21 protein-coding genes and 1 pseudogene are annotated in these 14,147 nt (G+C 59.3%); 3 read left to right on the top strand and 19 right to left on the bottom strand.

Annotated features, from left to right (window positions below; translation table 11 throughout):
- Position 1 precedes the first annotated feature (1 nt).
- From EI185_RS04825 to EI185_RS04815, 3 genes are all read left to right on the top strand, one after another.
- Entirely contained in the window at positions 2-586 is a 585-nt protein-coding gene (locus EI185_RS04825; RefSeq protein ID WP_124703993.1) for a superoxide dismutase, read from the top strand.
- A 143-nt stretch (positions 587-729) separates the two neighbouring features.
- A complete protein-coding gene (locus EI185_RS04820; protein ID WP_223247675.1) occupies positions 730-1,062 on the top strand; it encodes a toxin-antitoxin system TumE family protein in 333 nt (110 codons plus the stop codon).
- Positions 1,043-1,390, top strand: coding sequence for an HVO_A0114 family putative DNA-binding protein (locus EI185_RS04815; protein WP_124703992.1), 348 nt, complete (start codon positions 1,043-1,045; stop codon positions 1,388-1,390). Before EI185_RS04820 ends, EI185_RS04815 begins: the two co-directional genes overlap by 20 nt.
- A 106-nt stretch (positions 1,391-1,496) precedes the next feature.
- Here the strand turns inward: EI185_RS04815 and EI185_RS04810 are convergent.
- The 19 genes and pseudogenes from EI185_RS04810 to EI185_RS04730 form a co-directional block, all read right to left on the bottom strand.
- Positions 1,497-2,074, bottom strand: a pseudogene (locus EI185_RS04810) (type II restriction endonuclease).
- Complete coding sequence (locus tag EI185_RS04805) at positions 1,959-2,348, bottom strand: hypothetical protein (protein WP_124703991.1); 390 nt, start codon at positions 2,346-2,348, stop codon at positions 1,959-1,961. Before EI185_RS04805 ends, EI185_RS04810 begins: the two are co-directional and overlap by 116 nt.
- Positions 2,297-4,387 carry a DNA (cytosine-5-)-methyltransferase gene (gene dcm / locus EI185_RS18390; protein ID WP_189836293.1) on the bottom strand — a complete coding sequence of 697 codons (2,091 nt, stop codon included), beginning with the start codon at positions 4,385-4,387 and terminating at the stop codon, positions 2,297-2,299. Before dcm ends, EI185_RS04805 begins: the two co-directional genes overlap by 52 nt.
- 344 nt (positions 4,388-4,731) lie before the next feature.
- Complete coding sequence (locus EI185_RS04795; RefSeq protein ID WP_124703990.1) at positions 4,732-5,061, bottom strand: AF1514 family protein; 330 nt, start codon at positions 5,059-5,061, stop codon at positions 4,732-4,734.
- A gap of 536 nt (positions 5,062-5,597) precedes the next feature.
- Positions 5,598-5,927, bottom strand: a complete 330-nt coding sequence (locus EI185_RS04790; protein ID WP_124703989.1) for a hypothetical protein — start codon at positions 5,925-5,927, stop codon at positions 5,598-5,600.
- 165 nt (positions 5,928-6,092) lie between these two features.
- Positions 6,093-6,977 (bottom strand): tRNA nucleotidyltransferase, encoded by an 885-nt coding sequence (locus tag EI185_RS04785; RefSeq protein ID WP_223247674.1) that lies wholly within the window; start codon positions 6,975-6,977, stop codon positions 6,093-6,095.
- An 18-nt stretch (positions 6,978-6,995) separates the two neighbouring features.
- A complete protein-coding gene (locus EI185_RS04780; protein ID WP_124703988.1) occupies positions 6,996-7,304 on the bottom strand; it encodes a hypothetical protein in 309 nt (102 codons plus the stop codon).
- Positions 7,305-7,362: 58 nt separating this feature from the next.
- Positions 7,363-7,692 carry a Rieske (2Fe-2S) protein gene (locus EI185_RS04775; protein WP_124703987.1) on the bottom strand — a complete coding sequence of 110 codons (330 nt, stop codon included), beginning with the start codon at positions 7,690-7,692 and terminating at the stop codon, positions 7,363-7,365.
- A 41-nt stretch (positions 7,693-7,733) separates the two neighbouring features.
- Complete coding sequence (locus EI185_RS04770; protein WP_124703986.1) at positions 7,734-8,168, bottom strand: hypothetical protein; 435 nt, start codon at positions 8,166-8,168, stop codon at positions 7,734-7,736.
- A 51-nt stretch (positions 8,169-8,219) separates the two neighbouring features.
- Positions 8,220-8,906, bottom strand: coding sequence for a fumarylacetoacetate hydrolase family protein (locus tag EI185_RS04765; protein ID WP_124703985.1), 687 nt, complete (start codon positions 8,904-8,906; stop codon positions 8,220-8,222).
- Between the two features lie 54 nt (positions 8,907-8,960).
- On the bottom strand, positions 8,961-9,224 hold the full coding sequence (locus EI185_RS04760; protein WP_124703984.1) for a hypothetical protein: 264 nt from the start codon (positions 9,222-9,224) through the stop codon (positions 8,961-8,963).
- A 4-nt stretch (positions 9,225-9,228) separates the two neighbouring features.
- Positions 9,229-10,731 (bottom strand): protein adenylyltransferase SelO, encoded by a 1,503-nt coding sequence (locus EI185_RS04755; protein WP_124703983.1) that lies wholly within the window; start codon positions 10,729-10,731, stop codon positions 9,229-9,231.
- A gap of 40 nt (positions 10,732-10,771) precedes the next feature.
- Positions 10,772-11,050, bottom strand: coding sequence for a glutathione S-transferase C-terminal domain-containing protein (locus EI185_RS18165; RefSeq protein WP_262982374.1), 279 nt, complete (start codon positions 11,048-11,050; stop codon positions 10,772-10,774).
- Between the two features lie 15 nt (positions 11,051-11,065).
- The gene (locus EI185_RS18160) at positions 11,066-11,386 is read right to left on the bottom strand and encodes a glutathione S-transferase N-terminal domain-containing protein (RefSeq protein WP_262982372.1); all 321 of its coding nucleotides are present in this window, start codon (positions 11,384-11,386) and stop codon (positions 11,066-11,068) included.
- A gap of 5 nt (positions 11,387-11,391) precedes the next feature.
- Complete coding sequence (locus EI185_RS04745) at positions 11,392-12,972, bottom strand: flavin monoamine oxidase family protein (protein WP_124703982.1); 1,581 nt, start codon at positions 12,970-12,972, stop codon at positions 11,392-11,394.
- Between the two features lie 34 nt (positions 12,973-13,006).
- A complete protein-coding gene (locus EI185_RS04740; protein WP_124703981.1) occupies positions 13,007-13,321 on the bottom strand; it encodes a hypothetical protein in 315 nt (104 codons plus the stop codon).
- Positions 13,322-13,330: 9 nt separating this feature from the next.
- On the bottom strand, positions 13,331-13,639 hold the full coding sequence (locus tag EI185_RS04735) for a hypothetical protein (protein ID WP_124703980.1): 309 nt from the start codon (positions 13,637-13,639) through the stop codon (positions 13,331-13,333).
- Between the two features lie 48 nt (positions 13,640-13,687).
- Positions 13,688-13,855 carry a hypothetical protein gene (locus EI185_RS17965; protein ID WP_170227465.1) on the bottom strand — a complete coding sequence of 56 codons (168 nt, stop codon included), beginning with the start codon at positions 13,853-13,855 and terminating at the stop codon, positions 13,688-13,690.
- On the bottom strand, positions 13,852-14,145 hold the full coding sequence (locus tag EI185_RS04730) for a hypothetical protein (RefSeq protein WP_124703979.1): 294 nt from the start codon (positions 14,143-14,145) through the stop codon (positions 13,852-13,854). Before EI185_RS04730 ends, EI185_RS17965 begins: the two co-directional genes overlap by 4 nt.
- Between the last annotated feature and the right edge of the window lie 2 nt (positions 14,146-14,147).

The raw sequence follows: 14,147 nt of genomic DNA, 5'->3' as shown, positions 1-14,147 counted from the left end.
TATGGAACACACTTTGCCCGCACTGCCTTTTGCCATGGATGCGCTCGCGCCGCACATGTCCAGGGAAACCTTCGAATATCACTACGCCAAGCACCATCAGGCCTATGTCACCAACCTGAACAACCTGATCAAGGGCACGGAGTTCGAATCCAGGTCGCTCGAAGACATCGTCAAATCCGCGCCTGCCGGCGGCGTGTACAACAACGCTGCGCAGGTGTGGAACCACACCTTTTTCTGGAACTGCCTGTCGCCCAATGGCGGCGGCGCACCGACCGGCGCGCTGGCTGACGCCATCAACGCCAGGTGGGGCAGTTTCGATGCATTCAAGACCGCGTTCCAGACCAGCGCCGTCGGCAACTTCGGCTCCGGCTGGACCTGGCTGGTAAAGAAGGCGGATGGTTCGGTCGACATTGTCAACATGGGCGCCGCCGGCACCCCGCTGGCCACCGGCGACAAGGCCCTGCTGTGCGTGGACGTGTGGGAACACGCCTACTACATCGACTACCGCAACCTGCGTCCCAAGTTCGTCGAGACCTTCCTCAACAACCTGGTGAACTGGCAGTTCGCCTCCGCGAATTTCGCCTGATAGACATCCTGGGGCGGCGCCCCGATTTCCGATGAACTAAAGAAGCGTCAGCCTCGCGGCGCAGTGATGGCATGATCCCGGTTCATATCACCGTGGAGAAAGCCGGCGGATTGGGAATCAACCACCCATAGACGTTGGAGAAATTGACAACACCCACACCTGTTGGTATTGTCTCCAACATGAAAGCCGTTCAGCTTGTTCGCACCCGCATCACATACTCTGAGACTGCTTTCGCCGAATTGATGCTGTGGCGGCTTGCGAAGCCGGTTGCCGTTTCTGCTCACGCATTCAAGTACAGACTGGTTTATGTGGTGCGTGGGGTAAGCGTGCTGCGATACGACAACGAAGCAGGAAAAGGTGATCACCGGCATTTCGGTAACGATGAACGCGCTTACCTCTTCACGACGCCCGAACAACTGATCGCCGACTTTCAGCACGATATTGAGAGGTGGAACCATGAAAACCGTAACGCTTGATGTGCGATCCCCCGCCGATTCGATGGCGGATTTCGTGCATGCCTGGCAGACAGGCAAACCGCAAAAAACCGCGCGCATCAGCTTTGCATCCCCCGAATTGCTGTGGCAAGTGCTGACCGCCAAGCGGTGGGAACTGCTCAAGACACTTTGCGGTGCAGGGCCGGTTTCCATCCGCGAAACCGCACGACGCGTCGAGCGCGACGTCAAGGCGGTGCATGGCGATGTAACGGCGCTTCTGAACGCAGGCCTGCTCGACCGCACAGATGACGGCCGCATCGTCTTTCCGTTCGATGCAGTCAAGGTTGAATTTTTGTTACATGCTGCCTAGCCCTGCTTGGGCAATGCGAGGCTGACCCTTATGGTTTCGAATAGTAGAAGTGACGATTGTCAGGGAACCCTTCCGCTACTTATTCGAGTGGTCATTTCTGCAAGAATCAGGCGGCATCCTGCCGCTCACGCACCAGTGCAGTAAATGAAGCAACATCCATCAGCCACGTCTGTTGCTCTGGCGTGTAAGTCCCGTGCAGTCCACGCGGCAGAACAAGTTGCAGATTTTTCGCCTGCATTTCGTCCGTCTGGTGTCGGCTGATTGAAGTTTCGAGCGTTAGCAGGTGTTTGTGGTCGATACGATCAGCCTCGGCAAGTACCTGTCGCCAGCGGTCTTTGCAAGTGGATTTCACACCCAGCATAGTCAGGCGCAACGCGTCAAAGGCAGGGTCGTGGTATGCCGCAACACTGGGAAAATGAAATCCGGTTTGGCCTTGTTTTCCGTTACGGCAGTACGTTTATATTGGATACCGCACTCAGTAAACAGCAGTTCGAGGTGGTTTTCGAGGGCAAGTCCTACCCGGCTCTTGCGCCGGTTTTGCACGGATAAGGAAAACGACAAAAAGTCATCAATATCCCCGCTCGCTTTGTTGAGATGTAGAGCGGCGGAATAGCGACTGAATAAACAGCTCAATATCCCGTGCCTGTGGATCGTTCGGAAGGTCGCCACAAAGTTTGAAGGCATGTATTTCATGCCAGTAGTGATCGAGGACTTTTATCCATTCCTCGAAGTGCAGACTCGGAACTCCAATCTGATCGGGAAGAAAGTAAACACCATCAAGCGGCAATGCCGCGCCGGAAATAGTATCGAGCGTCTCTTGCCCGATATTGTGGGCATTTGAAAACACGACTTCGCCCCAACGCTTGAAATTCCCCGCGTCTCTATAAAGGTATTCGAATCTGACGTTCACCGTTGGTGCGGGTTCTTGTTGTCCACGAACAGCTTGTTTCTGTGCCATGCAACGAATTCTGGTTGAGGCATAAAACGTTCTGGCGGGTCAATCGGGCGACCATCGAGCGGCAGAATCACCGCTTGGATAAAAGCTTCTTTGCCGCGTTTGATATCTTCCGAGACAAGGATTTTGAAATCGTCAGTCAGCGTGATAAGTCCTTTGTCGAATGCCTTGTCATGCAGTGCCGAGAGACATAAGCCATTGCTCGGATTGAGCCGGTTGGCCTTGTCTTTGCTCCATGGAACGATATGGCTGGCAATCAGCAAGCGCGAGTCAGACAGACCTGACATGCAGCATTTGCCGCGATAGCTGGCAAGGACGGCGCGGCGGAAGAAGCTTTGTTTGATTCGTTGCTCAGTTAGAACCTGTCTGGTTTCCCCACTGAAGTCGTTTAGATCGAAAGATTCGTCTGGCTCTGTGTCGCTAACTGGTTCAGCGCGTCCCGCGCGTAGCTGCTCGTTAAGTAGCGCACATTCCACGGCGAGCCGCTCCCAGTCCGCATGAAACTCCTCCCACACTTCACGATCCAGCGAAGAGGCATTGCCCAGCTCGCTTCTGCCTGTGCTGGTGATAGCGGGGTCAAGGCTGGCGAAGTTGACCAATTTCATTGCGACAGCGGAGGATGTGCGACCGATGAGCGCGGCAAGTTCGATAATTTCAGCATTCCGACTATGCAGCTTGCCGAATGGCAGTTGGCAATACAGATTGAACGCGAGTTTCAACTGTTCTTTGGTCCAGCGATTTGAACTCATGATGTTGGGCGGCGCGGCCAGATTGGCCGAAGCCACCGGCTCCTCGACAGTAATTAGCGGTGCCATGAGTTTAGCGACTGATTCGATCATCGGAACAACCGCCGCATCCGCAAACAGCTGATAAGCCCGCGTATCCGACACCGGAATCCTGAACGTATCGGGGAAACCCATTAGCCTTGCACACTCTCTTGGCGTTAATCGGCGCGGATTTATGCCTTCTCCTTGATACACCAGAATCTCCGAGCCGTCCTTGTAATAGCGGGCGGAAAGGGTGCGAGTGACGCTGTCTTTCGTGACAAGACCGAACCCGAAGCCGTTGCCCTTGGCGCGATGTTTTTCGGCGTAGTTTTGCAGGTAGCGCCAGAGGTTGTCGGTGAGGGTGTATTTATCCTGCACCTTGTTGTTGGCGTGGTCGAAGAAGCGGTCTTCATCCCAAGGCAGGTGCGGCTCGGCGCCGTCGGTACGATGCAAAACTTCCTTCAGCGTGTGCTGACCCTTGGGCGGCATGGGCAATGCGTCAAAGTCGAACGCGACAGGTTCGCGAAAGCCGACGATGAGGATGCGCTCGCGGTGCTGGGGAACAAAGTGTGCGCCGTCGATAACGCGGGTGTGGATGTGGTAACCGAGTTCTTCGCTGAGGGTGCGTTTGATGACGGCGAAGGTGCGGCCTTTGTCATGCGAGGTCAGGTTTTTGACATTTTCCAGCAGGAAGGCGCGCGGGCGCTTTTCCGCAATGACTCGGGCGACATCGAAAAACAGCGTGCCCTGCGTTTCGCAGGCAAAGCCATGGGCTTTGCCTAATGCGTTCTTTTTTGACACTCCGGCGATGGAAAACGGCTGGCATGGGAAACCTGCCAGCAGAACGTCGTGGTCGGGAATGCTGGCGGCCTGAACCTGTGTGATGTCGCCATTGATGGCGTGACCGTCGCGAAAATTCTCGGCGTAGGTTTTCTGGGCGTAGCTGTCCCATTCGCTGGTGAAGACGCAACGCCCGCCGACGGCCTCAAATGCACGGCGGATACCGCCGATGCCTGCGAATAGATCGATAAAGCTGAACGCGGCTTCCCCCTCGAAAGGTAGATCGAGCGGCAAAAGCTGTTGCAGGGCGTGGATGACGTAGGGCGGTGGCACGGACTGGCGGGCTTCCCAGCGACGAATCGTACGGGGAGTGGTCTTTAGGAAATCGGCGATTTTGGCTTGTGTGTGGTGTTCTCGAGCGGCTTTCAGGTACGCCAGAACGGCATCGCCGCCACCAGTGGTAAGCACAGAGGTCATAGGAATAGGGTCGGGCATTGGTTATCATCTGGGTATTTTTGCGGACAATACGCCCTGTTTTTGTATTTTTCAAGAAGAATTTTCATTTGGGGGCTGCCGTCGTTTCACCGTATCGGCAGGGTCTCGTCCTGTTATTGATTGTTATGCGCTTATTGTTCATTAGACATGGGTGGCTGGAATGTCCGGAATTCCGGACATTCGATACTCATCCGGACCGCATGACGGCCTGCTCTGTCTCCCCGGCCTCAATCCCCATGCGCGTTGCCAGCATGCTTCGTCCACCAGGCGGAAATGGTGTCGATGAGCCGGATGGCGCCGGCAGGGGCAAGCGGCGCCGTTTTGGGGATTATTTATATAAGCACTTAGGAATCGACGGGCATGTAGAAGAACACGAAGCGGCCCGCTTCAATGTCCACCTTCAGCCTGGCGCCATGGAACAGTCCGTAATCGACATAGCCCGGCACGGCGCTGTTCTCGTGGCATTCGCTGGCGTGCTGCGGGGATTCGAAATCGCGGTCGCGGTCATACCACGACAGCAGCATGTATTCGCCAAGGCGGGAATCTGCCTCGGCATTGGCCACGCGCATGGCTTCCAGATAATCCTTGAGCGGCTGTTGCGGTGTGAGCTTCACTTCTGTCACCCCTGAAAAATCGGGCGGTATGCGTATCGGGCAAACGGGAGATTCATTCATAATGGCAACCTGACTGCTTATTCGACGCAAACTGTATAGTCGGAATGTAGCGACGCGGGAGTTCTGGTTTTACTGCCAAACCGCTTTGTTCGTCAAACTGTATTTGCGTTTGCACATCGACGCGCCGGATAGGCAAAGACGGTCACTTCTGTTCGGTATGCGTACTCTCTGCCAGGAGGCGCCAGGCGACAGTTCTGTCATATCGGCAGAGTTGATACTGTTTTCGGTGGTCGCCTGATGCCACGGTGAATGCTGCCGACCTTTGGCAGACGAAAAAACCGGGGGAAGCTCAATCTATCCACATTAGGATAATCAACTATGGGCAATGCAAAAAATGCACAGAAAGGTCTTACCATACTTCAGTTAATGGCGATTTTAGCGATTGCTGGAATTTTGGCTACGATCGCAATGCGTTATTTCACAAACCAATAACTTGCTCAGCGCCTTTTCGAAACAACTGAGCGACTCATCCTTCCGGGTTTTCAGCCACTCCTACCCATCCGGACCGCATGACGGCCTGCCCTGTCTCCCCGACCTCAATCCTCATGCGCGTTGCCAGCATGCTCCGCCCACCAGGCGGAAATGGTGTCGATGAGCCGGATGGTGCCTGGCAGGCGGGCGTAGGCAGTCTGCTGGGCCGCGCTGGCGGGTTCGAGGGTGCGCCACCAGACGACGAGCTGCCTGATGAGCGCGCGCGCCGGTATCTGTTGCGGGGCGAGACCGGGAAATCCCTGCAATCCGAAGCTTTGTTCGACATCCTTCAAACAGGAGAAGATGTAATCCCGGTCCACCCCGAAATCAATCGGCCGATTCGGGGCGCGCTTGACCATGCGCTGTTCGCTGAGTTCGGGAATGTAATCCTTCATCGCAAAGCGCCCGGCTATGGACAGGCTAACCGAACAGCACCTCGCGCAGGAATGCCTTGTAGCGTTTCATGACCGGCTTGGGAATCGCCGCTTCGGCATGCACGCGCAGCTGATGGATGGGTGTCGATGTTGCCGGTATCCGTGGCTGCTGTCGTCATGGCTGGCTCATGCCTGCGAATTCGACCAGCGCTCCGAGCCGAACGCGATGGCGATCGCGGCGGCGCGCGCTTCCTGCAAGCCATCTGCGGAGAGTCCGGCTTCATCGATGGCGGCGCAGGCCTTTAACGCGATGTCCAGCAGGCTGGCCTTGGGATAGTCGTGCGTCGTGCGCCGCGGATAGGCGCGGTAGTCGCACGCGCACAGCGTCATCAACTGCGTGAAGTGTTGCGGCCGGTCGAATGCGCCCAGGCGTTCCAGCATTGCGGCCACGGGGCCGGCACGTATTTCCGATACGCGGTGCACCCGCTCGCATTCGACGAGCGCGAGCAGGGCCAGCTCGCGGCAATCTGCCGAAATGCCGAAACGTTCGCACATCGCCTCGATGCGCGGCTGGCCGCGCTCGACGTGGCGATAGTGGATGGGCAGATGCTCGGGCGGAGAGTCCGATTTGCCGACATGCATCGCCATCGCGGCGAAGCGCACCGGCAACGGCGCACCACAGCGGGCCGCCTCGTCCAGCACGCACAGCAGATGCTGGCCGATGTCGACCTGCGGCGGATCATCGGCAATTTGCGGCACGCCGAACACGGCCGCCACGTCGGGTAGCACCTCCGTCAACGCACCGCAGGCGTACAGGGTGCGGAACATGTTCGATGGCACCTGCCCCATAAGGCCGCGAACCAGTTCCGGCCACGCGTCGGCCGCCACCATGCCGACCAGCGCGCCAGTTGCGACCTGCGTGAACATCAGCTCCAGCGTCTCGTCGTCCAGCCTGCCATCGGGACCGGCGGATAGCGCCGCCAGGCGCAGCAAGCTCAACGCGGGATGAGTCTGCAGGAGTTCCGGGGGGAGAGGGGTAAATTTTGAAGGCATGGGCGTATCGAGAATCACGAGCCGGGCTCGGGGAGGCTAGATAAAAATAAACTGGCCTTTGACCAGATCGGGATAGTTGTTGCGCAAGGCTTTTGCAACACTCGCCACCAATTGTTTGTCGCTCGCCGCCGAGGCGCCGACAAAGTCGGTTCCCTGATGCCACATTTCGAAAAAGCAGTGCAGGCTTTCGTCATAGGCGACGTCGGTCGGGTGGCTGGTTTTGTCCTGCAGACTGACAATGCCGTTCTTGTCGGCTTCCAGACGCCAGTCCCGATCATCATTGACGGAGCCTAACAATTTTGCGACGTCAGTATCGGACCATTCCATTTTCAAATCCAAAGACATGATGTTCTCCTGTTTTCCCGGTGAGATTCAAAACCCTGTTCAACGACGGCGAAGTAACTCAACCCGGCGTCGTGTCGGTCGCTGTAATATCCACTTGCACCATGCCATCTTCGATTCGCATGGGGTACTCCTTCATCGCCCACCCGGCAGGTTGCAGGCATTTTCCGCTATGGCCATCGAAAACCCAGCCGTGCGCGGTGCAATACAGGATGCGGCCGTTGAAGTCGCCGCGTCCCAGCGAGACGCCTTCATGGGGGCAGCGCGCTTCATAGGCTTTGGGTTTACCGCCGTCGGGCCACATGATGACGATTTCCTGATCGCCCAGCTTGCAGGGAACCAGTTCGCCCTCGTAGAGCAGACTCTGTTTGCAGACGTTTTCGTAGGCCATGCTTCACTCCTGATTGATAAAAATCCGCATGTGGCGAGGGGTCAGCCACCCATGGTCAGATTGAAAATCTGGCGCATCAGATTCAGCTCGATCATGGGGAGTCCGCGCATTTCACTGATCGACTTGAATACGCCGCCGAGCGGTTCTATCGCCTGGCGAGGCGTATCCAGTGTCGTGAAACGAACAAGATGGAGGCGAATGGGGCCGCTGTCGCTCGACATCCATTCCTGGAAGCCCTCATCCAGGCGCAATTGCGCAGGGTCGAGACCCGCTTGCGCCACGATGGCGGCCAGCACCGCGCCGGGGTCGTGTAGTTCAGTGACGTCGCCGGGTGCGGGCATGGGTGCTGCCGATTGCGGCAAGGGCGTGGTCGCCAGAATGCTGGCGCCGTAGCGGGCAAAGACCAGAGCAGCGCTATAGCTGTCGTAGTGACTCAGAATCACGCGGTTGTGATCAAACAGAGGATGGTTGCTCATAGTGTGCGTGCGATCTGTTGGTTGGAATACGAGAAAACCTTGTTGGGACAGCTAGCCTATCGTGATGATCAGCGGCTCCAGCCCGGCGACCGTGGCTTCGATGACATCGCCCTTGACCACCGGCGCCACGCCGGCAGGGGTGCCGGTAAAGATCAGGTCGCCGGGAAACAGCTCGACCAGATTCGACAGGGTGTGAACCATCTGGGGAATCTTCAGAATCATGTCGCCGACATCGCCGCTCTGGCGTATTTCGCCATTCACCTTGAGCTCGATCTTGCCCCGGCTGATGTTCCCCGCATAAAACTCCGGGGTGATCGCGCTACACGGCGCCGAATGGTCGAACCCCTTGGCCATATCCCAGGGTCGCCCTTTCTCGCGCGCGGCCTGTTGCAAGTCACGCCGGGTCATGTCCAAACCCACGGCATAGCCGAACACATAGTCGTAATCGACCTTGTCGGCCGGGATGTTCTTGCCGCCCTTGTGCAAGGCCACCACCAGCTCCACTTCCGGCTGCAAATTGCTGGTGGCAGGTGGATAGGGCAGCACGGAATTGTTATGCAGGATGGCGCCGGCTGGCTTCATGAAGAAGAAGGGTTCGTCGCGCTCGGGATCGGCGCCCATTTCGCGCGCATGATCGGGGTAATTGCGCCCGACGCAGAAAATGCGGCGCACCGGAAAAGGATTGCTGGACATGGCGTCCAGGGTGACGACGGGGGCAGGCGGGAAGGCATAATTCATGATGGTTTGTGTCTCTTCATAGAGGTGATGGAAAGCGCTCGCGCGCCAGGCTGGTCACACCAGGCGCTCGCCATCGCGATAGCCCGCATCCATTTCGAATTCCAGATAATGAATTTTAAAGTGCTGTTCCATTTTGGTCTCGTCCGGAATGGCGTCAATCCGCTCCGGGTAGCGTGCCAGCAGTGCGCTGCGATGCACCCGCCAGGCGTTCAGCAGCGCGACGCGAGCGCTTTCCCGGTTGCGCCCCGCACCCTTGAACATGAAGTGGTGCGTGTTCATTTCGGCCACCACGAATCCGCTGCCTGTTTCGGCTTCCATAACGTTACGACGAGCAGCTGATTTCCAGATGGCGCAGTTCGTCGGGTGGCGCGGCAGCGTAGCGCTCCATGCCGGGTTGCTCATCGTAGGGGCGGCTGAGCAGCCGTATCAGCGCGGCGACTTCCGTGTCGTCGTCGTTCATGGCGCTTTCGATGGCGGTCTGGGCGAGATGATTGCGCAGCACGTATTTCGGGTTGACCTGATTCATCCGTGCCGCGCGCGCAGCATCGTCGGTATTCTGCTCGGCACGCAGCCGCGCGCGGTAATCCGTGACCCAGGCATCGAACGCCTGGAGATCGGCAATCTCTTCGCGCACCCCCGTGGCCGGTGCATCGCTGTCGGTGCGCACCCGCGACAGGTGGCGGAAACTGCGCGTGAAATCGCTTTTGCTCTGATGCAGAATGGTGAGCAGACGGCTGATCAGACTTGCGTCGCCCTCGCGCACTTCGCGCAGTCCCATCTTGTCCGCCCAGCGACGCAGGGCTTCCCGCGAGTAGGTGGAGGAATAGCGTTCGTAAATATCGGTGACGATGTCCGCCGCTTCTTCCTGATTGTCGGAGAGCAGCGGCAGCATGGTCTGCAACAGGCGCGAGCTGTTCCATTGCCCGATCAGGGGCTGGCTGTCATAGCCGTAACGCCCCTCGTAATCGGAATGGTTGCAGACATGGTGCTGGCGGAAGGCGTCCATGAAGCCGAACGGGCCGTAATCCAGGGTGAGACCGAGAATGGAGAAGTTGTCGGTGTTCATCACGCCGTGGCAGAAGCCCACCGTTTGCCACTGCGCGATCAGGCACGCGGTGCGTTCGATCACCTCCTCCAGCCAGCGCGCGTAGCGATCCGGTCGATCAACCAGGTGCGGGAAGTTTTGCGCAATGACGTGATCGGCCAGCGGTGCGAGTTGTGCGTGCTGGCCCCGATGGTAGAAGAATTCGAATTGGCCGAAGCGCACGAAGCTGGGCGCGACACGGCACACCACCGCGGCGGTCTCCATGGTTTCGCGCTGCACCGGCTCGGGCGAAGCCACCAGGCTGAGGCTGCGCGTGGTGGGAATGCCCAGCGCGTGCATGGCTTCGGAACAAAGGTATTCGCGGATCGACGAACGCAGCACCGCACGGCCGTCGGAACCGCGCGAATAAGGCGTCTGCCCTGCCCCTTTGAGTTGCAGTTCGACCCGCTCGCCGTCCGGCTTGCGGATTTCCGCGATGGTCAGCGCGCGGCCGTCGCCCAGCTGGGAAACCCAGGCGCCGAATTGATGCCCGGCATAGACGGATGCGACGGGCGCATAGGCGGGCCATGGGCGGTTGCCGGAGAGAATGTCGATCAGCGCCTGATCTCCGGTATCGATGCCCAGCTCTACGGCGAGCCGCTCGTTGAAATGCACCAGTCGCGGTTGCGGCAAGGGCGTCGGCGTGACGGGTGTGTGATAGGCATCGCTCAACCCTGCATAGCACGGGTCGAGGGGAAGCTCCGCGAGAGGCTTCAAGCCCCGTGTAAAAAAGTTTCCCATTGATCCGTCCTCCCGTTGCATTTCGCTCGCCGCTGGCACATCAGCGATACCCCTCTTCCCGCAGCACCCGCTGCACCACCGGACGCGCCAGCATGCGCTGGTAATGCGCGCGGCAGTGCTCGGGCAGGTCAATGGCCAGTTTGTCCGCCCAGAATTCCACGTAAAACAGCGCCGCATCGGCAATGGAAAAACTGCCGACGACATATTCCTTGCCAGCCAGTGCATCGTTCATCAGCGCGAATCCCCGCTCGACGATTTCGCGGCCGCGCGCCCTCACCGCTTCGTGGTCGGCTTCGTTCGGCGTAAACGTGTCCGTGATAAAAATACGGGCGAATCACTGGCCATGAAGGGTGCCGACGACGTAATCCATCGCCTCGATCACGCGCGCATCGCCGTCCGCATCACCCGGCAGCAGCCTGGCCCTGGGATGGCTGCGTGCCAGCCAGTAAGCTATCGCCTGAAACTCGGTCAGCACGGAACCATCGTCGCGCACCAGCGTCGGGATGCTGGACTTCGGGTTGATCGCGAGGTAATCGGGCCTGGTGTGGTCGCCTGTCGGCAGGTTCACGATATAGGCCTCGAAAGCCAGATCGAGCTCTTCCAGCAGGATGTGGATGCCGGTGGAACACGAGCCGGGGGTCATGTAGAGTTTCATCGACTTCAGGCTTTTTGCATCAGGATGTCGTTGCCGGCGAGCACGAAGCTGCGCCAGGCGGCGTACATATCGCGCCGGATATCCTCCAGATACGCCGACTCCGGCGTGTGCTCGTCGGGGAAGTTCGAGATCGCGCAGGAGCTGCGGTTAAAGCACAGCACTTCGTCGAGCAGTGTCGTGCCGAAACTGTGCATGGGCTGGAGTACCGGCGGGGTGAGTTCGGACCAGCCGGGCTCCAGCACCGAGCCGCTCGCGTCGAACGGCAGTTCTGCGAGCTGACGCAGCGCTGCGTCGTAGGTCTCAACCAGGCTGTCCAGCACGCTGTGACGGGTCAGTTGCTCGCGCGCCTGGCTGGATAGCCGTTCGTGCAGCGTGCGCTGGTAGGCAGCGAGCGCTGATTCACGCTGCACACCCGCCCATGTGGCGAAGCGCTTGATGCAGTGCGCGTTGAGCGCGGAGAGGGGCTGAGACGAGCGCGCCGGAGCCAGCGCTTGCTGCAATCGCATGGCGGCGTCCAGCGCGCCTTCCATATGGCCGCCGCCATGCAGTGCGGTCTCGCTGGCACCGAAATGCAATCGACCCCCGTACCAGCTGCGCGTCAGCGCGGAGTGGCCGTATTCGGGTGCATCGGCGGGATCGGCCTGATCGAGCGCCGCGCAGGTATACGGCTCGTCAACCCAGTCATGGAGATGCAGTTCACCCAGCTCGGCAGGTTCGCCAAACAGTTGCGACAGTTGGCTGCGCACCAGCATGGGCATGCCGGATTCGAAGTGCTTGCGCTGTTCCGGATTCATGGCGCAAAAACCGCCCAGCGCTGCGCCGCCCACGCTGGGGTCGGTGCCGCCGCAGGCATCGAAGATTTCGCCCAGCACCGCCTGTTCATGGCGCACGAAGGCATTGCCGGAATGGCCGTCTGCGCGCCAGAAAGCCTGCGTGTAGGTCATCAGCGCCTTGGCTTGCGTGGCCATCCAGGTGGGCGTGGCGCGCATCGCCTCGACCAGTGCCGGGTCGAGCGCGGGCGTGAAGCGCACATGCTCGAGCAGCAGACGCGGCGGCACGGCCAGCACCACGCGACGCGCGCGGACCACGGTTTCCGCCGCACCAATTTCTCCATCACCGCAGCGGAAACGCAGTTCGAGATACGCGCCCACGTCGGTCACTGCGACCAGTTCATGCGCCAGCCGCAGGTGTTCCGCCGGCAGGAATCCGGATAGCGCCTGCACCAGTTCGGACATGCCGCCGCTCAGGCGCTGCGCGCCGCCATGAACGGCTTGATCGCTGCTTTCGGTTTTTTCGTTCGGATCGCGCATGCGCAACACCGTGCCGCTATCGTGCTGGGGATAGGCATCCAGACCCAGTTCTGCAATCAGCGCAGCCATGTGCGGTTCGGCCTCGGGCCAGAACCAGGTCGGGCCGAGATCATGCGCCATGCCGCTGGCGCTGCGTTCGCCCAGTATCCGTCCGCCCAGCCGTACGCGTGCCTCGAACAGCAGAAAACGCTGTCCGCGTGCGTGCAGTGTGCGTGCCAACGCCAGGCCGCACAGACCGGCGCCGACGACGGCGATGTCCACGTCTATCTCATTCATGCCAACTCCCGGGCAATATCCATTTCATGGCACCTTACAAATCGTCCTCCAGGGCGTCCATCGCAACCAGTTGCTCGCGCAACGCCATGTGCGCGTAGAACCCGTCGTACTTGTCGTACAGCGGATCGCTCTGCAGCGCGCCGATGGCCAGCTCATCGCTGAGGTGTACGCGATAATCCTTGAGATCGTGCGCAAGCGCAGCGACGCACGCATCGAATTCATTTGCCGCTCCAGCCTGATCCACTTTCGACCCATGGGTCGCACGCACCTTGAGCACGAAGTCCTCACGGCTGAATGCGAACCACGCATGCGGGCGCTTCTGGTGGGGAATTTCAACGATGTAGATCATACGTGCGGCTCAGTCGCGGATCGAGGTAACAACATTGATCGAAACGCGCATGCGCTCGGCAATGCCGGTCGGGCTGGACTCATACGCGTCGCGCGCTTCGTTCAGTGCAGCCTGCGCGACGAGCGCCTCTTCCCAGGTGAGCGGGACGCGCCCGGCCAGATGGGTGGCATTGGGCACCGCTTCGAGGATGGCTTTCCAGTTGGGGTGCTGGACAATCGCAAGCAGCCACTCGGCTTCTTTCACCCCGTCCAGATAGACAGCGCGGCCGATGACTTGCAACCTGCGTCCATCCTCGGTGGTCTTGATGTAAGTTCCCATAATATGGTTCTCCTATGATGCGTTGCATGCGCGGGGTAGAACAGGTTCCTAATCGTCTTCCATCGACGGAAACAGAATTACTTCGTCCGGCATGCCATTACCGTTTTCTTCGATGTTCAGGCCACCGACCAGCGAGTAGCCGGCATCTCCTTCGAACAGCACCACCGCCTGCCCGGGCATCTGTTGCAGTGCCATGATCAGTTGTTCGACGGTCATTGCGCGCTGGGGCTCACGGCGAGCCAGATGTCGGTATCCCCGCGCACCATCCAGTTCAAGGTCACGGCGCGAAAGGCTTTGTCCTCCGCCGTCTGCCAGATCACGCACAGCAGCGCTTCATCCCTGGTCAGCGGCTCGTCTTTCTCGAGCTTTTCCTTGGCCGCCGCGCAGGCCAGCGGGTCGGCGTTGTGGTGTGAGAACACCACGCTGGCCGCCTTGATGCCTGCGGCGATCTCGTCCGGGGATGCCATGTTGACGTGTTCGCCTTCGAATGTGATGCATGCTTGCATGG

It is taken from the genome of Sulfuriferula multivorans (assembly GCF_003851125.1).
Lineage (GTDB): Bacteria > Pseudomonadota > Gammaproteobacteria > Burkholderiales > Sulfuriferulaceae > Sulfuriferula > Sulfuriferula multivorans.
This window is presented reverse-complemented; position numbering and strand designations above follow the sequence as displayed.